Genomic DNA, 24,094 nt, shown 5'->3' with positions numbered 1-24,094 from the left:
GTGACGGCGCTATCCGAAACAGAAACAGCATCCGGAACAGATTCGAGTCTCTGACCTGCACTGTTTCGGTGTTTCGGATGTTTCGGATCCTCAGAGGGGCCCGAGGGCCCCGTCCTCCTGCACGCTTCAGCTCTCCAGGAGATCTCACGATGACTGCCGCTTCCCGTCGGCGCCGCGCCCCTGCTGACGAGTGGGTCCCGCTGTCCGACGCTCTCGACGAAATCGGCATAACCCGCGCCACGTACTACCGCTGGCGGAACCGTGGCTACGCGCCGGAAGTCCGCCGCCTGCCGAACGGTCATCTCCGCATGCGCCGCAGCGTCCTCGACGCCTTTCTGAACGACCTGGAGGTTGCGTGACCGAGTGGAGCTACACCGTACGAATCTGGGCAATCCGCAAGCGTCCGTACCGCAAGCCGTATCAGCTCCGCTGGCAGGTCGGCACCCGTCCGCACTCGGAGTCGTTCCTCACCTCGGGGCTCGCCGAGAGCAGGCGGGCCCAACTCGTCACGGCGACGCGCGAGGGCGAACCGTTCGACGTTGAGAGCGGATTGCCCAAGTCGATGGTCCAGAAGGAGAAAGACATCCCCTGGTACCAGCACGCTCGGGACTACATCGAGATGAAGTGGGACCACTCCCCCGCGACCACACGCAAGAACCTCGCCGAGGCAATGGCGACCGTGACCCCCATCATCGTCAAGGACACGCGGGGCATGGCGGATCACCGTCTCGTGCGGCGCGCGCTCTATAGCTGGGCCTTCAACGTCAAGCGATGGGACGAGGAACCCCCGCCGGACGTGAAGGAGGTGCTGGCATGGTTCGAGCGGAAGTCGCTTCCTGTCTCAGCCCTCTCGGAAAAAATGCTGGTCCGCCGGGCCCTGAATGCCTGCACCAAGCGGATGGACGGGAAGACTTCCGCAGGTTCCGTGATCGCCAGGAAGCGAGCCATCTTCCATCAGGCTCTCGGCTACGCGGTCGATGCCGAGATGCTGGCAGAGAACCCCATGCACGCACTCCAGTGGAAGGCACCCGAGAAGGTAGACGAGGAAGTCGACCCCGAGTGCGTCCCTGATCCGGAGATGGCGGAACGGCTCCTGGCCGGCGTGCGCGCGCAAGGTGGTCGCGGGCGCCACCTCGAAGCGTTCTTCGGCTGCATCCTCTACGCGGCGGCGCGTCCCGGCGAGACGGTCGGCCTACTGGAGTCCGACCTGTATCTGCCCCGTCGGGGGTGGGGCAGGATCATGCTCCGCGAGAGCCGTCCGCGAGCCGGCCGACCGTGGACCGACTCGGGTGAGGCTCACGACCGGAAGGGGCTCAAGCACCGTTCCCGCAAGGCCGTTCGCCCGGTCCCGATCCCGCCCCGGCTGGTCGCGCTGCTCCGCTGGCACATCACCGTCCACGGGGTCGCCCCCGACGGCCGGCTGTTCCGTACGGCTCGCGGCGGCATGGTGCAGGAGAGCGGCTACGGCGAGGTGTGGGCGAACGCCCGGCAAGAGGTGCTGACCCCGCAGGAGTGCGCGACGAAGCTTGCCAAGCGGCCATATGATCTTCGGCACACTGCCGTGTCCACCTGGCTCAGCGCCGGAGTGGAACCGCAGATCGTTGCTGCCCGCGCAGGGCACAGTGTGGCCGTCCTCTTCCGGGTGTACGCGAAGTTCCTCCGGGGCGGGGACGATGCCGCCAACGCGAAGATCTCCGCCCGTCTGGACGGCTGACAGCCCGCCACCCTCATAACCGCTGGTCGGGGCTGAAATCCCCGTCCACGCCCCGTCCAGAACTACTGGTAGAGAGCGGGAAAGAGCGAGACACGGCGAGACAGTCCACCCGGCTCGCGCCCCACACACAGACGGCCCCTGCGCTGCGTTTTCGCAGCTCAGGGGCCGTCTTTTCCACGTGGCGGCGCCAGGATTCGAACCTGGGTAGGCTAAGCCGACGGATTTACAGTCCGCTCCCATTGGCCACTCGGGCACACCGCCTGGGATTTGCCGCCCTTCGAACCGCTTTTCGGCGGTGCTCCGTGGCGACGACGTAAACGATACCTGATGCCCGGGGGTGCTCCGCCACCTGATTGATCAGTACTCGGAGGGGCTGGGTGGCTAGGCTTGTCGCCTCCCGTTCCACCGATGCAAGGAGCCACAGGACATGGCCGACTCCAGTTTCGACATCGTCTCGAAGGTCGAGCGGCAGGAGGTCGACAACGCCCTCAACCAGGCCGCCAAGGAGATCTCACAGCGCTACGACTTCAAGGGCGTCGGCGCCTCGATCTCGTGGTCCGGCGAGAAGATCCTGATGGAGGCGAACTCCGAGGACCGGGTGAAGGCCATCCTCGACGTCTTCCAGTCCAAGCTGATCAAGCGCGGGATCTCCCTGAAGTCGCTGGACGCGGGTGAGCCCCAGCTGTCCGGCAAGGAGTACAAGATCTTCGCGTCGATCGAGGAGGGCATCTCCCAGGAGAACGCCAAGAAGGTGGCGAAGATCATTCGCGACGAGGGTCCCAAGGGCGTCAAGGCCCAGGTCCAGGGCGACGAGCTCCGTGTCAGCTCCAAGAGCCGCGACGACCTGCAGGCCGTGATCGCTCTCCTCAAGGGCAAGGACTTCGACTTCGCGGTGCAGTTCGTCAACTACCGGTGATCGCCCGTAGGCAGAGGTCTACGTGGAAGGGTGGGCGCCCGGCTTCGGCCGGGTGCCCACCCTTCTCACCTGCTGGCTGCGGTTCGTGGGTGGTCCTGCGCGCTCAGCGGCGGGAGTGGCCGAACAGGAGGCGGTAGGCGATCAGCAGGACCAGGGAGCCGCCGATCGCGGCCGCCCAGGTGGCGCCGTCGTAGAAGTTCTCGGAGATCGGGTGGTCCAGCCAGCGGGCGGAGATCCAGCCGCCGATGAAGGCGCCCGCGACGCCGATGAGCGTCGTGCCGATGAAGCCGCCCGGGTCCCGGCCCGGCAGCAGGAATTTGGCGATGGCGCCGGCCAACAGTCCCAGAACGATCCAGCCGATGATGCTCATGCCGTGAACCTGCCCTTTCGTACTGTGCCTGTGCTGTGTTTCCCCCACAGAGGCCAGGTGCTTCGTTGTTCGTGCCTCGTTGTCGGGGAGGACGCCTCGGTGACCTCCGGCGGTTGCGGCGATCAGTAGGGTGCGGCGCATGACACAGGCTGGATCGGGTGCCCGGCTGCGCCGCACGCTCGGGGTCGGGGACGCGGTCGTCATCGGGCTCGGGGCGATGGTCGGCGCGGGGATCTTCGTGGCGCCGGGGCCGGCGGCGCGCGCCGCCGGGTCGGGGCTGCTCATCGGGCTCGGGGTCGCCGCCGTGGTGGCGTACTGCAACGCCATGTCGTCGGCGCGGCTGGCGGCCGTGTATCCGGCGTCGGGCGGCACGTATGTGTACGGGCGTGAGCGGCTCGGCGACTTCTGGGGGTATCTGGCCGGCTGGTCGTTCGTGGTCGGGAAGACGGCCTCGTGCGCGGCGATGGCGCTCACCGTGGGCGCGTACGCGTGGCCCGGCCAGGCGCACGCCGTGGCGGTGGCGGCCGTGGTGGCCCTGACGGCCGTGAACTACGGCGGTGTTCAGAAGTCGGCCTGGCTGACGCGGACGATCGTGGCCGTGGTGCTGGCGGTGCTCGCCGCCGTGGTGGTCGTGTGCCTGGGATCCGGCGAGTCGGATGCCGGGCGGCTGGACATCGGGGCGTCGGGGGGCGTGGGCGGGGTGCTGCAGGCGGCCGGGCTGCTGTTCTTCGCGTTCGCCGGGTACGCGCGGATCGCGACCCTGGGCGAGGAGGTACGGGATCCGGCGCGCACCATCCCGCGCGCGATCCCGCTCGCGCTGGGCATCGCGCTGGTCGTGTACGCGGCCGTCGCCGTCGCCGTCCTGTCCGTGCTGGGCTCCGGCGGGCTGGGGCAGGCCTCGGCTCCGCTGGCCGACGCGGTACGGGCGGCCGGGGCGCCGGGGCTGGTGCCCATGGTGCGGGTGGGGGCCGCCGTGGCCGCGCTCGGATCGCTGCTGGCGCTCATCCTGGGCGTCTCCCGGACGACTCTCGCCATGGCCCGGGACCGGCATCTCCCGGGCGCCCTGGCCGCCGTACATCCCCGCTTCCAGGTGCCGCACCGGGCCGAACTGGCCGTCGGTGCCGTGGTCGCCGCCCTGGCCGCCACGGTCGACGTGCGGGGCGCGATCGGTTTCTCCTCCTTCGGAGTGCTCGCCTACTACGCGGTCGCCAACGCGTCCGCCTGGACGCTGAGTTCGGTGCCCGCGTCCCGAGTGGTGCCGGTGGTCGGGCTCGTCGGGTGCGCGGTTCTGGCGTTCTCGCTGCCGGGGATGTCGGTGGCCGTGGGCGCCGCCGTGCTGGGCGTGGGGGCGGCGGCTTACGGCGTACGGCGGTGGTGGGCGGCGCGGAGCGGCTGAACGGGGCGCCTCGTTACCAGCGCTGCTGGGCGAACGGCTGGTCGGAGCGGACGATCTCGCGGCCCAGGGGCATCAGCGAGACCGGGACGAGCTTGAAGCAGGCGATGCCGAAGGGGATGCCGATGATCGTGACGCAGAGCGCGATGCCCGCGAAGATGTGGGTCAGCGCCAGCCACCAGCCTGCCAGCAGCAGCCACAGGACGTTGCCGAAGCAGGAGGGCGCGCCCGCGTCACGGCGCTCGACCGCGCTGTATCCGAAGGGCCACAGGGTGTAGATGCCGATACGGAACGACGCGATGCCGAACGGGATTCCGATGATCGTGATGCACAGGAGCAAGCCTGCGAACAGGTAGCCGAGGAAGAGCCAGAAGCCGCTGAGGATCAGCCAGATGATGTTCAGAATGGTCTTCACTGCGGGCGACCTGCCATCTTCTCGAGTCGGGCGATGCGTTCCGCCATCGGCGGGTGTGTCGAGAACATTTTGGAGAACCCACGGCCCGGCCGGAAGGGGTTCGCGATCATCATGTGGCTCGCGGTCTCGATCCGGGGCTCCGGGGGCAGCGGGAGCTGCTTGGTACCCGTTTCCAGTTTGCGAAGGGCACTGGCGAGGGCGAGCGGGTCGCCGGTGAGCTGGGCGCCGGAGGCGTCCGCCTCGTACTCCCGGGAGCGGCTGATCGCGAGCTGGATGAGGGACGCGGCGAGCGGGCCCAGGATCATGATCAGCAGCATGCCGAGGAGGCCGGGGCCCTCGTCGTCGTCCGAGCGGCCGATGGGGATCAGCCAGGCGAAGTTCACCAGGAACATGATCACGGAGGCGAGGGCGCCGGCCACCGACGAGATCAGGATGTCGCGGTTGTAGACATGGCTCAGTTCGTGGCCGATGACACCGCGCAGTTCACGTTCGTCGAGCAGGCGGAGGATGCCGTCGGTGCAGCAGACGGCGGCGTTGCGCGGGTTGCGGCCGGTCGCGAACGCGTTCGGGGCGTCCGTCGGGGAGATGTAGAGCCGTGGCATGGGCTGGCGGGCCTGCGTGGAGAGCTCGCGGACCATGCGGTACAGCGCCGGGGCCTCGAACTCGCTCACCGGGCGGGCGCGCATCGCGCGTAGAGCCAGCTTGTCGCTGTTCCAGTACGCGTACGCGTTCGTGCCGAGGGCGATGAGGACCGCGACGACCAGGCCCGTACGGCCGAAGAAGCTTCCGATGACGATGATGAGTGCGGACAGTCCCCCGAGGAGTACGGCGGTCCTGAGCCCGTTGTGCCGGCGGTGCACGGTACGCCCTCCAAGTCGTGCGGCAGGGGAACCCTTTGCTTGCTGTTGACTCCACTTCTCAGTGGACCCTCCCGTACTGGTCAACGCCAGGCGGGGAGTACTAGTTCCCTTGTGCGCGCGGGGCGGGCGGGCGCCGTCCCGGTGAGGCGGGGGCTCCCCCGGTGAGCTCTCTAGAAGAGGCCGGTGTCGGCGAAGCGCAGGACCAGTTGGGGCGCTCCGGACAGGGCGATGCCGACGATTGCGGTGAGGGCGATCGCGGCCGTCAGCGGGGCCGGGATCCGGTACGGCTCGGCGGTGGTCTCGCCCTCGGGGGCGCGGAACAGCAGGGCGGTCCACTGGAGGTAGTAGAAGAGGGCGATCACGACGTTGACGGCCATGACGACGGCGAGCCAGCCGAGGCCCGCGTCGACGGCCGCCGAGAAGACGGTGACCTTGGCGAAGAGGCCGATGACGCCCGGGGGCAGCCCGGCGAGGCAGAGCAGGAAGAAGGCCAGGAGGAGGGCGGAGAGGGGGCTGGACGCGTAGAGGCCCCGGTAGTCGCTGACGCGGTTCAGGACCTTCGTACGGCCGACCAGGGCGGCCACGGCGAAGGCGCCCAGGTTGACCGCCGCGTACATCAGGGCGTAGGCGACGGTGGAGCCGACGGCCTTCTCGGCGTCGTCGGTGTTCTCCGCGTACGCCGCCGCCGCGATCGGTACGAGGAGGTAGCCGGCCTGGCCGACGGAGGACCAGGCGAGCAGCCGGACCGCGCTGTACGCGCGCGTGGACCGCTGTTTCAGGGCGCCGAGGTTGCCGACGGTCATGGTGAGGGCGGCCAGCGCGGCGAGGGCGGGGCCCCAGACGTCGGCGTACGACGGGAGGGCGACGACGGTGACGAGGATCAGCCCGGAGAAGCCGACCGCCTTGCCGACGACCGACAGATAGGCGGCCACGGGCAGGGGGGCGCCCACGTAGGTGTCGGGGACCCAGAAGTGGAACGGTACGGCCGCCGTCTTGAAGGCGAAGCCGATGAGGGTGAGGACGACACCGGCCTGGGTGAGGGTGTGCAGCTGGCCGTCGACGTGTCGGATCCGCTCGGCGATCTCGGTGAGGTAGAGGGTGCCTGTGGTGGCGTAGACGAAGCTGATGCCCAGCAGGCTGACGGCGGTCGCGGTGACGGACGACAGGAAGAACTTCAGGGCCGCCTCGGAGGACCGCTTGTCGCCCTGGCGGATGCCCACGAGGGCGAAGGCGGGCAGGGAGGCGACCTCCAGGGCGACGATGAGGGTGGCGAGGTCGCGGGAGGCGGGCAGGAGGGCGGCGCCGGCCGCGGACGACAGCAGCAGGAACCAGAACTCCCCTTCGGGAAGTTCCTTCTGCGCGTCCTTCAGGGCCGTCATCGACAACAGGGCGGCGAGAAGGGCGCCGCCGAGGACGAGGAACTGGACGACGAGGGTGAAGCGGTCGGCGGTGTAGCTGCAGACCTCCGGGGCGCCGGTCAGGCAGAAGGTGGCGCGGTCGCCGTCCAGGAGGGGCGTGAGGGCCAGGAGAGAGACGGCGAGGCCCGCGACGGAGGTCCAGCCGAGCAGGGCCTTCCTCGCGTCGCCCACGAAGAGGTCGGCGACGAGGACGGCGAGGCCGACCACCGCGGCGATGGTGGGCGGCGCGATGGCGAGCCAGTCGACGGACTGGACGACGGACTCGGCCAGGGGCTGGGCCTGAATCGGCGGCTGGGCCAAGGGGCTCAACGGGTGCCTCCTGCGAGGAGCTGCTGCACGGCCGGGTCGGTCAGACCGAGGAGGGCCGCGGGCCAGAGGCCGGCGAGGACGGTGAGGGCGACGAGCGGGGTCCAGGCCGCGAACTCGTACGTCTGTACGTCCGCGAGTCGCGGCCTCTCCTGCCATTCCTGCGATTCCTCTGGGGCGGCCCCCATGCAGACACGGCGGACCACGATCAGCAGGTAAGCGGCGGTGAGGAGCGTGCCGAACGCGGCGATCGTCATGAAGGTGAGGAAGGCCGGGCGGCTGAGGCCCTCGGCGGGGTCGAACGCGCCGAACAGCGCCAGCATCTCGCCCCAGAACCCGGCGAGTCCGGGCAGGCCGAGCGAGGCGACGGCGGCGAAGGCGAGCAGGCCGCCGAGGCGCGGGGCCCTGCCGTAGAGGGCGGCGCCGGTCTCCTGCGCGAGGGTGTCGAGGTCGGTGGTGCCGGTGCGGTCCTTCAGGGCGCCGACCAGGAAGAACAGCAGGCCGGTGATGAGGCCGTGGGCGATGTTGGCGAACAGGGCGCCGTTCACGCCGGTCGGGGTCATCGTCGCGATGCCGAGGAGTACGAAGCCCATGTGGCCGACGGAGGAGTACGCGATGAGGCGCTTGAGGTCACCCTTCGCGCCCTGCCTGGCGAGGGCGAGGCAGGCGAGGGATCCGTAGATGATCCCGACGACCGCGAAGGCGGCGAGGTACGGCGCGAAGGTGCGGAAGCCGTCCGGCGTGATCGGCAGCAGGATGCGGACGAACCCGTAGGTGCCCATCTTCAGCAGGACGCCGGCCAGCAGGACGGAGCCGACGGTCGGGGCGGCGGTGTGGGCGTCCGGCAGCCAGCTGTGCAGCGGCCACATCGGGGTCTTGACCGCGAGCCCGATGCCGATCGACAGAACGGCGATGACCTGCACGGATGTGGTCAGCTCAGGGTGATTGTCAGTGGCGAGTGCCACCATGTCGAATGTGCCCGCCCTGAGTCCGATCAGGAGCAGGCCGAGCAGCATGACCACGGAACCGAGCAGGGTGTAGAGGATGAACTTCCAAGCGGCCTGCGTGCGTTGCTCACCGCCCCAGCGGGCGATGAGGAAGTACATCGGGATGAGCACCATCTCGAACGCGAGGAAGAACAGCAGCAGATCGAGGACGGCGAAGGTCGCGAGGGTGCCGGACTCCAGGACGAGCAGCAGTGAGACGAAGGCCTTCGGGGACGGGCCCGCGGGCAGCTTGAAGTAGGAGTAGAGCGCGCAGAGGAAGGTCAGCAGCGCGGTCAGGACCAGAAGGGGGAGGGAGATGCCGTCGATGCCGAGGTGGATGCGCACGTCGAGCGCCGGGATCCAGCTGATGTCCGTGCTGGCCTGCATCTTCGACGGCTGGTCGTGGTCGAAGCCGAGCGCGAGGACGATCGCGGCGATGAGCACCGCGCCGGTCACGGTGATTCCGTGGCGGAGCACGGCCTGTTCGGGTGACTTCCCCTTCAGCCCCGGTGGGGCGGGCAGGAGAGCGGCGGCGGCGCCGATGAGCGGGCCGACGACGATCAACGCCAGAAGGATCTGCATCACGGACTCGTTGATATCGATCACGCCTGCTCACGCTCCCGTGGCGACGACGAGGGCGGCGACCACCAGGACGACGGTGCCGGCGAGCAGCGCGCTCACATAGGTCTGGACGTTGCCGGTCTGGGCCCGGCGTACGGCCGCGCCCAGCAGGCGGGGCAGGGCGCCCGCGCCGTGGACGTAGGTGTCGACGACCTCGCGGTCGAGGAACCGGACGAGACTCGCGCCGGCCTGGACCGGGCGGACGAAGAGGGCCGTGTAGACGGCGTCGAGGTGGAAGCCGGCGGCGGCGTGGCGGTGCAGCGGGCCGAGCAGGAGGCGGCCCGGGTCCGCCGGGTCGGGTGCCGAGGTCACGTCCCCGTAGGCGGGGGTGTGGCTGGCGATGGCCTCCGCCTCGACCGTGGCGGCGTCCGCCTCGGGGTGGGCCGCGACCGTGCCCAGCGGGGCACGGGCCGCCTTTGCCCTGGCGGACCGCCAGGCCGCGTACGTCGCCAGGGCGCCGATCAGGGCGACGCCCGTGCCGAGGACGGATGTGGTGAGGGTGGGCGCCAGGTCGTCTCCGTCGAACCAGTCGGGGAGCCTGCCGTAGGTGAAGGCGCCGAGGGCGAGGGACGGGGCGGCGAGCACCCACAGCACCACGGTCATGGTGAGGGGCTGGCGGCCGTGGTCGGGGGCTTCGGCGCCCTTGCCCCGGAAGGCGAGCAGCCACAGGCGGGCGGCGTACGCGGCGGTGAGCAGGGCGGTCAGGACGCCGGCGACGAGGACGGTCCAGCCGGCGGCGCCGGGGATGTGCTCGGCGTGCCCGGTGGCAGCGTGCTCGGCGGCTCCGAGGACGGACTCCTTGGAGAAGAAGCCGCTGAAGGGCGGGATCGCGGCGAGGGCGAGCAGCGCCACGGTCATCGTCCAGAAGGCGTCCGGGACGCGGGCGCGCAGGTGGCTCATGCGGGACATGGCGGCCAGGGAGTTGGTGCCGGCGGCGTGGATGATCACGCCGGCCGCGAGGAACAGCAGCGCCTTGAAGGCGCCGTGCGAGAGGAGGTGAAAGACGGCGGCACCGCGGTCGCCGACGGCGAGGGCGCCGGTCATGTAGCCGAGCTGGCCGATCGTCGAGTAGGCGAGGACACGCTTGATGTCGTCCTGGGCGAGGGCGGCGAGGGCCGAGCCGGCCATGGTGAGCGCGGCCATGACGGCAAGGACGACCAGGGCCGCCGAGGAGGCGGCGAAGACGGAGAGGAGCCGGGCGACGAAGTAGACACCGGCGGCGACCATCGTCGCGGCGTGGATCAGCGCGGAGACGGGCGTGGGGCCCGCCATCGCGTCCGGGAGCCAGGTGTGGAGGGGGAACTGGGCGGACTTGCCCGCGACGCCGGCGAGGAGCAGCAGGGCGATCAGGGTCGGGTGGTCGAGGCCGCCGCGCGTGACGGTGTCGAGGATCTTCGTGATCCGGAAGGACCCGGCGTCGGCGGCGAGCGCGAACAGGCCGATCAGGAAGGGGACGTCACCGAGCTTGGTGACCAGGAAGGCCTTGAGGGAGGCGGCGCGGGCCTGAGGGGTCTCCCAGTAGTGGCCGACCAGGAAGTACGAGCAGATGCCCATGATCTCCCAGCCGACCAGGAGCACCATCAGGTCGCCGGAGTAGACGACGAGGAGCATCGCGGAGGTGAAGAGGGAGACGAGAGCGGCGTACGAGGGGTAGCGCGGGTCGTCGTGCAGATAGCCCGTCGAGTAGATCTGCACACACGTGGCGACCAGGCCGACGAGGACGGCGACGAGGGCGGCGAAGCCGTCGATGTGCAGGGCCAGTTCGATGGGGATCGAGCCGGTCGGGGTCAGCTGGGTGGCCGCGTCGACGGAGGTGTCGCCGCCCTGGCGTACGGCGACCAGGACGGCCAGGGCGAAGGCCGTGAGGGTGGGCAGTACGGCGAGGGGGCGGACGAAGCCGGGGGCGGTGCGGCCGAGGAGCAGGCCGGCGGCGGCGCCGAGGAACGGGAGGAGGGGGACGAGGACGGCGAGGGTGGTCGTGGTCACGCGGTGGCCTCAGCCTTCTCGCTCCGCTCGGGTTGACCGGGTTGGCCAGGGCGGTCGGGTCGGCCGGGCTCGTGGGGGTCGTCGTCAGGGTGCTCGGCGGTGTCGCGGAGTTTGTCGATGTCGGCGGTGCCCCGGTTGCGGTGGACGGCGAGGACGATCGCCAGGCCGATGCCGATCTCGGCGGCGGCGATGGTGATGGTGAACAGGGTCAGGGCCTGGCCGGAGTGCAGGGTCTCCTCGGCGGCCTTGCTCAGCCAGACGTCGAAGGCGACCAGGTTGAGGTTGACGGCGTTGAGCATCAGCTCGACGGACATCAGCACGAGGATCGCGTTGCGGCGGGCGAGGACGCCGTACAGGCCCGTGCAGAAGAGGAGGGCGGAGAGGACGACGGGATAGGCGAGGTGCATCAGCGGACGCCTCCGTTGTCGGCCTCGGTGTCGGCAGTGGCCCCGTTTCGGGGTCCGGGGGTCGGGGTGTCCGGCTTGGCCTTGCGGGAGAGGACGATCGCGCCGACCAGGGCGGCGAGGAGGAGGACGGAGAGGGCCTCGAAGGGGAGGACCCAGTTCTGGAAGAGGCTCTCGCCGGTGGCCTTGGTGGAGCCGGCGGCGGGGCCCTCGAGGTCGATCCAGGTGGTGCGGAAGGCGTCGACGACGACCCAGACGAGGGCGGCGGCCGAGGCGACGGCGACGGTGAGGGCGGCCCAGCGGTTGCCGGAGTCGGCGTCCGGGGAGCGGCCGATGGGGGCCTTGGTGAGCATCAGACCGAAGAGGAGGAGGACGACGACGGAACCGACGTAGATGAGGACCTGGACCCAGGCGATGAACTCGGCGGTGAGCAGGAGGTACTCGACGGCGAGTCCGCCGAGGGCCACGACCAGCCAGAGGGCGGCGTGTACGAGCTGGCGGGTGGTGACGGTGACGATCGCGGCGCCGAGGGTGACCAGGCCGACGAGGAGGAAGGCGATCTCAACGCCGGTCGGGGAGAGGAAACCGGCGGTTTCGGCGGCCGTGGCCGGGGTGTCCGCCGCGAGGCGGGCGGCGGTCGCTGCGGGGGTCATTCGCGGCCCTCCTGCCTGGGCTGGTCCGTCTGCCTCGGTTGGTCCGTCTGCCTCGGTTGGTCCGTCTGCCTCGGTTGGTCCGTCTGCCTCGGTTGGTCCGTCTGCTGCTTGGACTCCCCCATCGGGCGGGTGGGCTGCTCCGCCGCGCGGGCCTGTTCGTCCGCGTGCGGCTCGGTGACAGGGGTGGGCGCGGGTGCGTCGGCCGGCCCGGACTCCGGGGTCTGGGTGGCCTGTGCGGCCGCCAGTTTGTCGGCGGTCTTGCGGGCGGCGCCGAGTTCCTTGGGTTCTTCGGCCGAGGGGTCGAGGGCCGGTGGGGCGGGGACGGTCCACATCCACTCGCGGAGTTTGTCGCGCTCGTGGGTGAGTTCGTGGATGTCGGTCTCGGCGTACTCGAACTCCGGGGACCAGAAGAGGGCGTCGAAGGGGCAGACCTCGATGCAGATACCGCAGTACATGCAGAGGGCGAAGTCGATGGCGAAACGGTCGAGGACGTTGCGGCTGCGCTCGCGGCCGCCGGGGGCGGCGGGCGGGACGGTCTCCTTGTGGGAGTCGATGTAGATGCACCAGTCCGGGCACTCACGGGCGCACAGCATGCAGACCGTGCAGTTTTCCTCGAAGAGGCCGATGACGCCACGGGTGCGGGGCGGGAGTTCGGGCTGGACGTCCGGGTACTGCTCGGTGACGGTCTTCCTCGTCATCGTGCGGAGGGTGACGGCCAGGCCCTTGGCGAGGCCGGAACCAGGAACGGGGGCCATGGCTACTGGATCACCACCTTGACGACGCCGGTGAGGGCGATCTGGGCGAGGGAGAGGGGGACGAGGAGGGTCCAGGAGAGCTTCTGGAGCTGGTCCTCGCGCAGTCGGGGGTAGGTCACGCGGAGCCAGATGACGAGGAAGGCGAGGACGGCGGTCTTCAGGAGGGTCCAGACCCAGCCGAGGCCGTCGGCGCCCCAGGGGCCGTGCCAGCCGCCGAGGAAGAGGACGGTGGTCAGGCCGCACAGGACGACGATTCCGGCGTACTCGGCGAGGAGGAACAGGGCGAAGCGGAGGCCGGTGTACTCGGTGTAGGCGCCGAAGATGATCTCCGAGTCGGCGACCGGCATGTCGAAGGGTGGGCGCTGGAGTTCGGCGAGGCCGGCGACGAAGAAGACGATCGCGCCGACGATCTGCCAGGGGAGCCACCACCACTCGAAGGCGTCGACGATGCCGACGAGGGAGACGGTGCCGGCTGCCATCGCCACGGAGGCCGCTGTGAGCAGCATCGGGAGTTCGTAGGCGAGGAGCTGGGCGGCGGTGCGGAGGCCGCCGAGGAGGGAGAACTTGTTGGCGGAGGCCCAGCCGGCCATGAGCGAGCCGAGGACGCCCACGCCCATCACGGCGAGGACGAAGAAGATGCCCGCGTCGATGACCTCGCCGACCGCGCCCTCGCCCGGGCCGATGGGGATGGCGAGGAGGACGAGGAGGTAAGGGAGGAGGGCCACGGCCGGGGCGAGTTGGAAGATACGGCGGTCGGCTCCGGCCGGGACGACGTCTTCCTTCTGGGCGAACTTGACGCCGTCCGCGACGAGTTGGGCCCAGCCGTGGAAGCCTCCGGCGTACATGGGGCCGAGGCGGCCCTGCATGTGGGCCATCACCTTGTGTTCGGTCTGCCCGATGATCAAGGGGAAGGTCAGGAAGACGACGAAGACGATGAGGAGTCGCAGGGCGACGTCCAGGGCGTCGTTCACTGCGGGCCTCCTGTGGGTGGGGTGGGGGTGCCGTCGTCGGGGGTGCCGTCGGAGGGGGTGTGGTTGTCGTCGGGGGTGGCGTGCTCGTCGGCGGGGGTGCCGTTGTCCGGGGTGGCCTTGCCGGGGGTTTCGCGGGGACGGGTCTCGGAGTGCTCCGGATCGGGCTGCGGTGCGTGTTCGGGTGCGGCTTCGGGGCCCGGTGCGGCCTTGGGCTCGGACGAGGGCTCGGCTTGGGTCTCGGCCTTGGGCTCGGACGAGGGCTCGGCCTTGGGCTCGGGCCGGGCCTCGGGCTTCCGCTCGGGCTCGGCCTGAGGCTCGGGCTCGGCCTCGGGCTTCGGCTGGGGCTCGGTCTCAGGCTTGGACTCGGGCTTGGGCTTCGGCTCAGGCTTCGGCTCGGCCTCAGACTCAGGCTTCGGCTCCGCCTCGGACTTCGGCCGGGGCTCGGCCTCAGGCTTCCCCTCGGGCTCTGGCTTCCCCTCGGCCTCAGGCTTCCCCTCGGCCTCAGGCTTCGGCTCGGCCTCAGGCTTCGGCTCGGCCTCAGGCTTCGGCTCGGCCTGAAGCTTCGGGGCGGACTCGGGCTTCGGGTCGTCGAAGGCTGGGCGGGCGTGGTGCCAGGGGGCGTCCGTGGGGCGTGGGGTGGGGTGGGGCTTGGCCGGGGTTGGGCGCTGGCTTGCCGAGCCTTGCGATGCGGTGCGGGTGCGGCGGGGCGCGGCGGGAGGCGTCGGCTCGGCCGCAGAGGGCGGCTGGGCGGAAACCTGGCGTTGCGTGGCGGAGCCCTCGCTCGCGGTGCGGGCGCGGCGGGCGGTCGTGGGCGCGTCGGGGGACGGAGCGGCGGCGGTCTGACTCGCCGAGCCCTCGGCCGCCGTACGGCTGCGGCGTGGGGTGGGGCCGGCGCCCTCGGGCGAAGGGCTGGGAGGTGTCTGGCCGACTGAGCCTTCGCTCGCTGAACGGGTTCGGCGTACGGGGCGGTCACCGGTCGGGCGGGCCGTGCCTCGCGCGGGGCGGGCCGGGGCTGGGGGGAGCTGGCCCTTGAGGGGGCCCCATTCGTTGGGGTCGGGGACGCCAGGGGGGAGCATCTGGCGGCGTTTGGGCGTGCCGTGCTCGGACTCGCCGGGTTCCTTGGCGCCCGGCCATGCCTTGGCGACGCGGGCGGCGAGGACGAAGTCCTTGCGGAGGGGGTGGCCCTCGAAGGTCTCCGGGAGGAGGAGGTGGTCGAGGGCGGGGTGGCCCTCGAAGCGGACGCCGAACATCTCGTGCGTCTCGCGTTCGTGCCAGGCCGCGCCGGCGTAGATGCCGACCGCGGTCGGAAGGGTGGGGGATTCGTGGGAGACCGTCGTGCGGAGGAGGAGGCGTCGGACGGGGGCCAGAGCCACCACATGGGCCGACACCCGGAAACCCGTGCCCGGTTCGTCGACCGCGCTCAGCCAGTCGAAATAGGTGCAGCCCAGGGTGGAGCGGGCCGTGCGCAGGGCCTCGGTCCAGGATGCGGACGGGACGTCCACGGTGAGGACGTCGTAGGACTCGTCGGCCGTGGCCTCGGGGCCGAAGAGTTCCTCGGCGGGGGCGGGCAGCCAGCCGGTCACTTGTCCCCCTCCCCGGCGCCGTCACCAACCGTATCCGTGCCCGCGCCCGTACCCGTGCCAGGGCCTGTGCCGGTACCCGTACCAGGGCCTGTGTCGGTACCCGTGGCGGTCGCGGCGTCTGTCGTGGCGACCGTGTCGTCCGTGTCGTCCGTCGCTTCGGGTGTCGTCGGTGGCTTCACCAGGTCGCTCTGGAGTGCCGTCTTCGACGGGCGGGGACCCGCGGCGTACCGCTCCCCCAGGGACTCTCGCGCGATCTTCTCCTGGAGTTTCAGGATGCCCTGGAGGAGGGCCTCGGGGCGGGGTGGGCAGCCGGGGACGTAGACGTCGACCGGGATGATCTGGTCGACGCCCTTGGTGACGGAGTAGGAGTCCCAGTAGGGGCCGCCGCAGTTGCTGCACGCGCCGAAGGAGATGACGTACTTCGGCTCGGGCATCTGTTCGTAGAGCCGCTTCACCGCCGGGGCCATCTTGTCCGTGACCGTGCCCGACACCACCATCAGGTCGGCCTGGCGCGGCCCGGGCGCGAACGGGATGACACCGAGGCGGATGAAGTCGTGGCGGGCCATGGACGCCGCGATGAACTCGATCGCACAGCAGGCGAGGCCGAAGTTGAAGACCCAGAGCGAGTAGCGGCGGCCCCAGTTGAGGATCACCTTCATCGGCTCGGGGGCGAGGCGGGCGAGGGCGCCCAGCCGCTTCGGCTCCGGGAGCGGAACGGGGCCCGGCGAGTTCACTTCTGGCGTCACGTCCATGCCAGGACGCCCTTCTTGTATGCGTAGAGCAGGCCCACGGCCAGGAAGCCGAGGAAGATGAACATCTCGACCAGCGTGGTCGCGCCATAGCCAGGGTCGGCGAAGACCGTCGCCCAGGGGAAGAGGAAGATCGAGTCGATGGCGAAGATGACGTAGAGGAAGGCGTACACGTAGTAGCGGACCTGGGTGTGGGCCCAGCCCTCGCCGACGGGGTCGACGCCGCACTCGTACGTCAGGAGCTTCTCCCGGGTGGGGACCTCGGGCCGCAGCAGCCGTCCCGCGCCGAAGGCGACGGCGACGAAGAGGACACCCACGGCGGCGAGCAGTCCGACGACCGAGTAGGACTGGAAGTAGTCCGCCGCTACGGCGACGGTCGGTTCCGGCACGTCCGTCCCTCGCTCCCTGGCCTGGCGATGCGTACGTACGTGATGGGACGCCGTGCGTACGTCGCTGTTCGACGATCTGTACGCACGGGAGTCTAGGCCCTGCTAAAGAGACCGTAAGCAGCCCGTCACAGGTCCGCACGCCCGGGTTCCGTCGCGTCCGGGTCGGGGCGGGTGGCGCCGGGGAGGAACGGGGTGGGGTTTTCCCCCGGGCGGTGGGGGCGGTCCTCCTCATGGCGCGGGGCGGGGGCGGGCGGGCAGGCTGGGGGGATGACCGAACCCCTCTCTTCCTCGACCGGCTCCGCGCGGCCGTACGGTCGGCCGTTGCCCTCCAGTCGCACGCCCTCCGAGCCGCTGCCTCCCGCGCGGTTCGCCTTCGGGGGGCAGACGTGGCTGGAGATCGCGCATCTGCTGGCGAATCTCCCGCTCGCGCTGTTCGGGTTCGTCTATGTGACGACAGTGCTGTTCACGAGTGCCTTCCTGACGTTGACGGTGATCGGTTTTCCGCTGCTCGCCGCCGCGCTGATGGGGGCGCGGCAGTTGGGGCGGCTGGAGCGGATGCGGGCGCGGGCGCTGCTGCGGGTGCGGGTGGACGAGCCGAGTCCGCTGCCGTTCCGTGGGGGCGGCCGGGCGGACGAGGGGTTCTTCGCGCAGGTGTGGATGAGCGTGAAGGATCCGGTCGGCTGGCGTTCGATGCTGTACGAGCTGATCCGGATGCCGTGGGGGATCGCGACGTTCGTCATCACCCTCACGGGGTTGTTCGTGGCGTGGCCGGTGCTGCCGTACATCGTGCGGGGGCTGACGAATGTGGACCGGGTGATGGTGCGGTCGCTGTTGTCGCCCTCCGACGAGCTGGAGCGGCGGATCGCGGAGCTGGAGTCCGATCGAGGGGTCGTCGTGGACACGGCCGCGGCCGACCTGCGGCGGATCGAGCGGGATCTGCATGACGGGGCGCAGGCTCGGCTGGTGAATCTGGCGATGGGGCTGGGGCTGGCGAAGGAGAAGCTGCTGGAGGATCCGGATGCGGCGGCCTCGATGGTGGCGGAGGCGCACGGTGAGGTGAAGCTGGCGCTTCAGGAGCTGCGGGATCTGGCTCGGGGGATCCATCCCGCGGTGCTGACGGATCGGGGGCTGGACGCGGCGTTGTCGGCGGTGGCGTCGCGGTGTACGGCGCCGGTGAAGGTGACCGTCGATCTGGCCGCGCGGCCGGCCGCCGCGATCGAGGGCATCGCGTACTTCACGGTCTCCGAGCTGCTGCAGAACATCAGCAAGCACAGTGGGGCGAAGTCGGCGGCGGTGGAAGTCTGGCGGTCCGACGACCGGCTCCTCATTCAGGTCTGGGACGACGGGCGGGGTGGTGCCAGCTTCGAGGGGGGCACGGGGATTGCGGGGCTCGCGGAGCGGCTCGACGCGGTCGACGGGTTGTTCGTCATCGACTCGCCTTTGGGTGGGCCTACGACGATCACTGCGGAGTTGCCTTGGCGTGAGCGGTGAGTCTCCGACGGTTGGGCGGGGTGGGTGCGCGGTCGGGGGCCTTGGGGCGGGGGGTTCTTTGCCGGGGGTGACTGTTCGCCCTTTCGCCGTGGGGGTGTTGCGTCGTGGGCGGGGTGCGGTTCGTTGTGGTGGCTCGCGCAGTTCCCCGCGCCCCTCTTCGCCTCGCCGCCGTGAGGGTGTTGCGCCGTGGGCGAGGACCGGTTCGTTGTGGTGGCTCGCGCAGTTCCCCGCGCCCCTTTTCGCCTCGCCGCCGTGGGCGGGGTACGGGATTGGGGCGGGTGGTGGGGAAAACCCCCGTACGCAGACGCCTACTTGCTCCATGGTCCGGGTGGGGGTGGGGCGAGCACTGTGGGAGTACGACATCCGGAGTGCGGGACGAGTGAAGGCGGCGACGGTGATGGCCACGGAGTACGGGGACGGGTACGGGAGTTGGGGTGAGGAGCGGCGGCATCGGGTGCCGGCCGGTGTGCGGGCGCCGTTCGAGGCCCGCAGCTGGCGGGAGTTCGGGTACGTGGTGCTCGGGCTGCCGATCGGGATCGTGCTGTTCACGTATGCCGTGACGATGCTGTCGCTCGGCGTGGGTCTGCTGGTCACGTTCCTCGGGGTGCCGGTGCTGGCGGCGGGGCTGGCCGGGTGCCGGGGGTTCGGCGCGCTGGAGCGGGCGCGGGCGCGGGTGCTGCTCGGGGTGGACGTGGCCCCGCCGGAGCCGTTGCGGATGAAGGGCCGCGGGGCGATGGCGTGGATGGGGGCCATGCTGCGCAGTGGGTCGTCCTGGCGGCAGCTGTTGTACGCGGTCGTGCAGTTCCCGTGGTCGGTGTTCTCGTTCGTGGTGGCGGTGAACTTCTGGGCGTACGGCTGGGCGCTGCTGACGTATCCGCTGTGGTTCTGGGTTTTCCCCGTGTGGGTCGGGCAGGACGGGCTGCAGCTGTACGGGGACGAGACGCATTCCGTGTACCTCGACAACCCGTTCGAGGTGACCGTGACCGCGCTGGTGGGGCTGCTCTTCACGATGGCCACGCCGTGGATCGTGCGAGGGCTGACGATGGTCGACCGGGGCATGGTGACGGCGCTGCTCGGGCCGTCGCGGCTGGGGGCGCGCGTCGTCGAGCTGGAGTCGGACCGGGGCATCGTGGTCGACACCGCCGCCGCTGATCTGCGGCGGATCGAGCGGGATCTGCACGACGGGGCGCAGGCCCGGCTGGTGGCGCTGGCGATGGATCTGGGGCTGGCGAAGGAGAAGCTGGCGGAGGACCCGCGGGCGGCGGCGGTGATGGTGGACTCGGCGCACGGGGAGGTGAAGACGGCGCTGCAGGAGCTGCGGGATCTCGCGCGAGGCATCCATCCGGCCGTGCTGACCGACCGGGGGCTGGACGCGGCGCTGTCCGCCGTCGCCTCGCGGTGTGCCGTGCCGGTGGTGGTGGAGGTGGACCTGCCGGCCCGGCCGGTGCCGGCGATCGAGGGCATCGCGTACTTCACCGTGTCGGAGCTACTGCAGAACGTGAGCAAGCACGCGGGGGCTTCGCGGGCGACCGTGGATGTGTGGAAGGTGGAGGACCGGCTGATGCTCCAGGTCATCGACGACGGGGTGGGGGGCGCGGACACCGGGGGCGGGTCCGGGCTGGCGGGGCTCGCCGAGCGCATCGGCGCGGTCGACGGGATATTGGTGGTCGACTCCCCGGCCGGGGGGCCGACACGGGTGACGGCGGAGTTGCCGTGGCGGACGGCGTGACGGGCTCGTGACGGGCTCGTGACGGGCTTCTGAGCTTCTGAGCTTCGGAGCTTCGGAGCTTCGGAGCTTCGGAGCTTCGGAGCTTCGGAGGGGCTTCTGACGGACCCGGTCAGAACCCCGTCAGAAGCCCATCACGGGGCGGTCGCGGAGCCGCGCGAAGGGTGCTTTCGACAGGCGCGTCCAGGGGGCTTTGGGCCCTTGGGCGCGCTTCCTTGTGCCGTGGCATGCCGTGATTCCGCGTGGATGCGCCGGGCGCCACCGGTCCGCCATCATGCGAGAGATCGCGTCCCAGGGAGTGGAATACCACCGAACCCCACCCCCTGTCCGGTGACGGGACGGCGACAACCGGCCACGTCACCCCGCCTTCCTGCCCCTATTTTCTCGTCGGTCCACCGCCTCGGCCTCGTAATGCTGGGATGCTGGGGGCTGCTGTACGGGCCGGACCGCAGACGGGGGCCGGTCGGGGGCGGGTGTGGGTGTCGTGGGGGGACGAGGCGTGGAGGACAGGGTGCGGGTGGTCATCGCCGAGGATTCGGTGTTGTTGAGGGAGGGGCTGACGCGGCTGTTGACCGACCGGGGGCACGACGTCGTGGCGGGCGTCGGGGACGGGAACGCCCTGATCAAGACGATCACGGAGTTCGCGGCGCAGGGAGACCTGCCGGATGTGGTCGTGGCGGATGTGCGCATGCCTCCGACGCACACGGACGAAGGCGTGCGGGCCGCCGTACAGCTGCGGAAGCAGCATCCGGAGCTGGGAGTGCTCGTGCTGTCGCAGTACGTGGAGGAGCGGTACGCCACCGAGCTGCTCGCGGGGTCCAGTCGCGGCGTCGGGTATCTGCTGAAGGACCGGGTGGCCGAGGTCCGTGAGTTCGTGGACGCGGTGGTGCGAGTCGCGCAGGGCGGTACGGCGCTGGACCCGGAGGTGGTCGCGCAGCTGCTCGGGCGGAGCCGGAAGCAGGACGTGCTCGCGGGGCTCACTCCCCGGGAGCGCGAGGTGCTGGGGCTGATGGCGGAAGGGCGGACCAACTCGGCGATCGCCCGGCAGCTGGTCGTCAGTGACGGGGCCGTCGAGAAGCACGTCAGCAATATCTTCCTGAAGCTCGGGCTGTCCCAGAGCGACGGGGACCACCGGCGGGTGCTGGCCGTGCTCACCTACCTCAACTCTTGATCATCTGACACTGTGTCAGTAAGCGTCCGGTCAATCGTTCAACCTCCGTCCACTCCCCCTCCGGAGTCTCAAAACAGCGTCCATCAGGCGAAAGGGCGAGGGTAGGCCACCCTCGCCGACGTAGGGTTGGTCTTGGGAGGGCCGTCGGGACGGCCACTCCCGGACAGCCGCCTCAAGGGAGGTCAAGTTCAGTGACCAGCCAGGTCAGCAGCCCAGCGGAGCCGGCCGACGAGGCCGCTCTGGGAGAACTGAGGGAACAGCGCAAACCGGCGTCCACCAAGGATGTCCGACGGCTCGATCGGGTGATCATCCGGTTCGCGGGTGACTCCGGTGACGGTATGCAGCTCACCGGTGACCGCTTCACCTCCGAGACGGCGTCCTTCGGCAACGACCTCTCCACCCTGCCGAACTTCCCCGCCGAGATCCGCGCCCCCGCCGGCACCCTGCCGGGTGTGTCCAGCTTCCAGCTGCACTTCGCCGACCACGACATCCTCACCCCTGGTGACGCGCCCAACGTGCTCGTCGCCATGAACCCGGCCGCCTTGAAGGCGAACATCGCCGACGTACCGCGCGGCGCGGAGATCATCGTCAACACGGACGAGTTCACCAAACGGGCGATGCAGAAGGTGGGGTACGCGACCAGTCCGCTGGAGGACGGCTCGCTGGACGGATACAGCGTCCATCCGGTGCCGCTGACCACCCTCACCGTAGAGGCCCTCAAGGAATTCGACCTCACCCGCAAGGAGGCCGAGCGCAGCAAGAACATGTTCGCGCTCGGCCTCCTGTCGTGGATGTACCACCGGCCGACCGAGGGGACCGAGAAGTTCCTGGCCGGGAAGTTCGCCAAGAAGCCGGACATCGCGGCGGCCAACATCGCCGCCTTCCGCGCCGGGTGGAACTTCGGGGAGACGACGGAAAACTTCGCCGTCTCCTACGAGGTGGCGCCGGCCACCACCGCCTTCCCCGTGGGGACCTACCGGAACATCTCCGGGAACCTGGCGCTGTCCTACGGGCTGATCGCGGCCTCCCGGCAGGCCGATCTGCCGCTCTACCTGGGCTCCTACCCGATCACCCCGGCCTCGGACATCCTGCACGAGCTGAGCCGCCACAAGAACTTCGGCGTGCGGACCTTCCAGGCCGAGGACGAGATCGCGGGCATCGGGGCGGCACTGGGGGCCGCTTTCGGGGGTTCGCTGGCGGTCACGACGACCTCCGGTCCCGGCGTGGCGCTCAAGTCGGAGACCATCGGGCTCGCCGTCTCACTCGAGCTGCCGCTGCTCGTCATCGACATCCAGCGCGGTGGCCCGTCCACCGGACTGCCGACCAAGACCGAGCAGGCCGATCTGCTCCAGGCCATGTACGGCAGGAACGGCGAGGCCCCGGTGCCGGTGATCGCGCCGCGCACTCCGGCCGACTGTTTCGACGCGGCCATCGAGGCCGCCCGGATCGCGCTGACGTACCGCACGCCCGTGTTCCTGCTGTCCGACGGCTACCTGGCCAACGGCAGCGAGCCCTGGCGCATCCCCGAGCTCGACGAACTCCCGGACCTCACCGTGCAGTTCGCCCAGGGCCCCAACCACACCCTCGACGACGGCACCGAGGCCTTCTGGCCGTACAAGCGCGACCCGCAGACCCTCGCCCGGCCGTGGGCGGTCCCGGGCACCCCGGGGCTCGAACACCGGATCGGTGGCATCGAGAAGCAGGACGGCACGGGCAACATCTCCTACGACCCGGCCAACCACGACTTCATGGTGCGCACCCGGCAGGCGAAGATCGACGGGATCGACGTACCGGACGTCGAGGTCGACGATCCGCACGAGGCGCGGACGCTCGTGCTGGGCTGGGGGTCGACGTACGGGCCGATCACGGCGGCGGTACGGCGGCTGCGGACGGCCGGGGAGTCCATCGCGCAGGCCCATCTGCGGCACCTCAACCCCTTCCCGAGGAATCTGGGCGCGGTGTTGCGGCGTTACGACAAGGTGGTGATCCCCGAGATGAACCTCGGGCAGCTCGCCACGCTGGTCCGGGCGAAGTACCTGGTCGACGCCCGCTCGTACAACCAGGTGAACGGCATGCCGTTCAAGGCGGAGCAGCTCGCCACGGCTCTCAAGGAGGCCATCGATGGCTGAGAGGTCCACGTCCACGAGAAGCGCCGGGGGCGCGGGCGGGATCGAGGCGCTTTCGCTCGTGCCCAAGGCCGCGGCCAAGCAGTCCATGAAGGACTTCAAGTCCGATCAGGAAGTGCGCTGGTGCCCCGGCTGCGGGGACTACGCGATTCTCGCCGCCGTGCAGGGCTTCATGCCCGAACTCGGTCTGGCCAGGGAGAACATCGTCTTCGTATCGGGCATCGGCTGCTCGTCCCGTTTCCCGTACTACATGGACACCTACGGGATGCACTCGATCCACGGCCGGGCGCCGGCGATCGCGACCGGGCTCGCCACGTCGCGGCGCGATCTGTCCGTCTGGGTCGTCACCGGAGACGGCGACGCGCTGTCCATCGGCGGCAACCATCTGATCCACGCCCTGCGCCGCAACGTCAACCTGAAGATCCTGCTCTTCAACAACCGCATCTACGGTCTGACGAAGGGGCAGTACAGCCCCACCTCCGAGGTCGGGAAGATCACCAAGTCGACGCCGATGGGGTCGCTGGACGCGCCCTTCAACCCGGTGTCGCTGGCGATCGGGGCGGAGGCGTCGTTCGTGGCGCGGACCGTGGACTCCGACCGCAAGCATCTGACGGAGGTGCTGCGGCAGGCCGCCGCCCACCCGGGCACGGCGCTCGTCGAGATCTACCAGAACTGCAACATCTTCAACGACAACGCCTTCGAGGTCCTCAAGGACCGGCAGCAGGCCGAGGAGGCCGTGATCCGGCTGGAGCACGGCGCGCCGATCCGGTTCGGGGCGGACGGCACGCGGGGCGTCGTACGGGACGAGGCGACCGGTGATCTGAAGGTGGTCACCGTCACGCCGGAGAACGAGGCGCGGATCCTGGTCCACGACGCGCGTTCCGCGTCCCCGACCACGGCCTTCGCCCTGTCCCGGCTGGCCGACCCGGACACCCTCCACCACACGCCCATCGGTGTCTTCCGGTCCGTCGAACGGCCCGTCTACGACACCCAGATGGCCGACCAACTCGACTCCGCCATGGAGCAGTTCGGCAAGGGCGACCTGTCGGCGCTGCTGGCGGGCGGGGACACGTGGACGGTGGTCGGCTGAG

The 24,094-nt window shown here is 70.3% G+C and carries 22 protein-coding genes and 1 tRNA gene; 9 read left to right on the top strand and 14 right to left on the bottom strand.

Annotated elements, in window-relative coordinates; all coding sequences use genetic code 11:
• Positions 1 to 149 precede the first annotated feature (149 nt).
• Positions 150 to 359: a helix-turn-helix transcriptional regulator gene (locus ACWD26_RS08400; protein ID WP_328223872.1), complete on the top strand. Its 210-nt coding sequence runs from the start codon at positions 150 to 152 to the stop codon at positions 357 to 359.
• Positions 356 to 1,714 (top strand): tyrosine-type recombinase/integrase, encoded by a 1,359-nt coding sequence (locus ACWD26_RS08395; RefSeq protein ID WP_451267562.1) that lies wholly within the window; start codon positions 356 to 358, stop codon positions 1,712 to 1,714. Before ACWD26_RS08400 ends, ACWD26_RS08395 begins: the two co-directional genes overlap by 4 nt.
• Before the next feature lie 179 nt (positions 1,715 to 1,893).
• Here ACWD26_RS08395 and ACWD26_RS08390 read toward each other — a convergent pair.
• Positions 1,894 to 1,975: transfer RNA gene (locus tag ACWD26_RS08390), tRNA-Tyr, on the bottom strand.
• 166 nt (positions 1,976 to 2,141) lie between these two features.
• Here ACWD26_RS08390 and ACWD26_RS08385 point away from each other — a divergent pair.
• On the top strand, positions 2,142 to 2,630 hold the full coding sequence (locus tag ACWD26_RS08385; RefSeq protein ID WP_215448505.1) for a YajQ family cyclic di-GMP-binding protein: 489 nt from the start codon (positions 2,142 to 2,144) through the stop codon (positions 2,628 to 2,630).
• 103 nt (positions 2,631 to 2,733) lie between these two features.
• Here ACWD26_RS08385 and ACWD26_RS08380 read toward each other — a convergent pair whose 3' ends face one another.
• A complete protein-coding gene (locus ACWD26_RS08380; protein WP_451267560.1) occupies positions 2,734 to 3,000 on the bottom strand; it encodes a GlsB/YeaQ/YmgE family stress response membrane protein in 267 nt (88 codons plus the stop codon).
• A 139-nt stretch (positions 3,001 to 3,139) separates the two neighbouring features.
• Here ACWD26_RS08380 and ACWD26_RS08375 point away from each other — a divergent pair, with 139 nt between their 5' ends.
• A complete protein-coding gene (locus ACWD26_RS08375; protein WP_451267558.1) occupies positions 3,140 to 4,396 on the top strand; it encodes an APC family permease in 1,257 nt (418 codons plus the stop codon).
• A gap of 13 nt (positions 4,397 to 4,409) precedes the next feature.
• On the opposite strand, the gene ACWD26_RS08370 is transcribed toward ACWD26_RS08375, so the two are convergent.
• From ACWD26_RS08370 to ACWD26_RS08315, 12 genes are all read right to left on the bottom strand, one after another.
• Positions 4,410 to 4,808, bottom strand: a complete 399-nt coding sequence (locus tag ACWD26_RS08370; protein ID WP_391000827.1) for a YccF domain-containing protein — start codon at positions 4,806 to 4,808, stop codon at positions 4,410 to 4,412.
• Entirely contained in the window at positions 4,805 to 5,668 is an 864-nt protein-coding gene (htpX, locus tag ACWD26_RS08365) for a zinc metalloprotease HtpX (protein WP_451267555.1), read from the bottom strand. Before htpX ends, ACWD26_RS08370 begins: the two co-directional genes overlap by 4 nt.
• A 170-nt stretch (positions 5,669 to 5,838) precedes the next feature.
• The gene (locus ACWD26_RS08360; protein ID WP_451267554.1) at positions 5,839 to 7,395 is read right to left on the bottom strand and encodes an NADH-quinone oxidoreductase subunit N; all 1,557 of its coding nucleotides are present in this window, start codon (positions 7,393 to 7,395) and stop codon (positions 5,839 to 5,841) included.
• Positions 7,392 to 8,984: a complex I subunit 4 family protein gene (locus tag ACWD26_RS08355; protein WP_451267552.1), complete on the bottom strand. Its 1,593-nt coding sequence runs from the start codon at positions 8,982 to 8,984 to the stop codon at positions 7,392 to 7,394. The genes ACWD26_RS08360 and ACWD26_RS08355 overlap by 4 nt, the downstream gene beginning before the upstream one ends.
• Before the next feature lie 6 nt (positions 8,985 to 8,990).
• Positions 8,991 to 10,985, bottom strand: coding sequence for an NADH-quinone oxidoreductase subunit 5 family protein (locus tag ACWD26_RS08350; RefSeq protein WP_451267550.1), 1,995 nt, complete (start codon positions 10,983 to 10,985; stop codon positions 8,991 to 8,993).
• Entirely contained in the window at positions 10,982 to 11,392 is a 411-nt protein-coding gene (gene nuoK, locus ACWD26_RS08345) for an NADH-quinone oxidoreductase subunit NuoK (protein WP_451267548.1), read from the bottom strand. The genes ACWD26_RS08350 and nuoK overlap by 4 nt, the downstream gene beginning before the upstream one ends.
• The gene (locus ACWD26_RS08340) at positions 11,392 to 12,042 is read right to left on the bottom strand and encodes an NADH-quinone oxidoreductase subunit J family protein (RefSeq protein WP_451267546.1); all 651 of its coding nucleotides are present in this window, start codon (positions 12,040 to 12,042) and stop codon (positions 11,392 to 11,394) included. Before ACWD26_RS08340 ends, nuoK begins: the two co-directional genes overlap by 1 nt.
• Positions 12,039 to 12,797: a 4Fe-4S binding protein gene (locus ACWD26_RS08335; protein WP_451267544.1), complete on the bottom strand. Its 759-nt coding sequence runs from the start codon at positions 12,795 to 12,797 to the stop codon at positions 12,039 to 12,041. Before ACWD26_RS08335 ends, ACWD26_RS08340 begins: the two co-directional genes overlap by 4 nt.
• Positions 12,798 to 12,799: 2 nt before the next feature.
• Positions 12,800 to 13,768, bottom strand: a complete 969-nt coding sequence (locus ACWD26_RS08330; RefSeq protein ID WP_451267542.1) for a complex I subunit 1/NuoH family protein — start codon at positions 13,766 to 13,768, stop codon at positions 12,800 to 12,802.
• Entirely contained in the window at positions 13,765 to 15,351 is a 1,587-nt protein-coding gene (locus ACWD26_RS08325) for an NADH-quinone oxidoreductase subunit C (RefSeq protein ID WP_451267540.1), read from the bottom strand. The genes ACWD26_RS08330 and ACWD26_RS08325 overlap by 4 nt, the downstream gene beginning before the upstream one ends.
• The gene (locus tag ACWD26_RS08320) at positions 15,348 to 16,103 is read right to left on the bottom strand and encodes an NADH-quinone oxidoreductase subunit B (protein WP_451267538.1); all 756 of its coding nucleotides are present in this window, start codon (positions 16,101 to 16,103) and stop codon (positions 15,348 to 15,350) included. Before ACWD26_RS08320 ends, ACWD26_RS08325 begins: the two co-directional genes overlap by 4 nt.
• On the bottom strand, positions 16,094 to 16,489 hold the full coding sequence (locus tag ACWD26_RS08315; RefSeq protein WP_451267536.1) for an NADH-quinone oxidoreductase subunit A: 396 nt from the start codon (positions 16,487 to 16,489) through the stop codon (positions 16,094 to 16,096). The genes ACWD26_RS08320 and ACWD26_RS08315 overlap by 10 nt, the downstream gene beginning before the upstream one ends.
• 267 nt (positions 16,490 to 16,756) lie before the next feature.
• On the opposite strand from ACWD26_RS08315, the gene ACWD26_RS08310 reads away from it, so the two are divergent.
• From ACWD26_RS08310 to ACWD26_RS08290, 5 genes are all read left to right on the top strand, one after another.
• Positions 16,757 to 17,980, top strand: coding sequence for a sensor histidine kinase (locus ACWD26_RS08310; protein ID WP_451267534.1), 1,224 nt, complete (start codon positions 16,757 to 16,759; stop codon positions 17,978 to 17,980).
• 397 nt (positions 17,981 to 18,377) lie between these two features.
• Complete coding sequence (locus ACWD26_RS08305) at positions 18,378 to 19,709, top strand: sensor histidine kinase (protein WP_451268020.1); 1,332 nt, start codon at positions 18,378 to 18,380, stop codon at positions 19,707 to 19,709.
• 508 nt (positions 19,710 to 20,217) lie between these two features.
• Positions 20,218 to 20,877: a LuxR C-terminal-related transcriptional regulator gene (locus tag ACWD26_RS08300; protein ID WP_451268018.1), complete on the top strand. Its 660-nt coding sequence runs from the start codon at positions 20,218 to 20,220 to the stop codon at positions 20,875 to 20,877.
• Positions 20,878 to 21,068: 191 nt separating this feature from the next.
• On the top strand, positions 21,069 to 23,006 hold the full coding sequence (locus tag ACWD26_RS08295) for a 2-oxoacid:acceptor oxidoreductase subunit alpha (RefSeq protein WP_451267532.1): 1,938 nt from the start codon (positions 21,069 to 21,071) through the stop codon (positions 23,004 to 23,006).
• On the top strand, positions 22,999 to 24,093 hold the full coding sequence (locus ACWD26_RS08290) for a 2-oxoacid:ferredoxin oxidoreductase subunit beta (RefSeq protein ID WP_451267530.1): 1,095 nt from the start codon (positions 22,999 to 23,001) through the stop codon (positions 24,091 to 24,093). Before ACWD26_RS08295 ends, ACWD26_RS08290 begins: the two co-directional genes overlap by 8 nt.
• Position 24,094 lies beyond the last annotated feature (1 nt).

The organism is Streptomyces sp. NPDC002787 (genome assembly GCF_053592095.1).
This window is presented reverse-complemented; position numbering and strand designations above follow the sequence as displayed.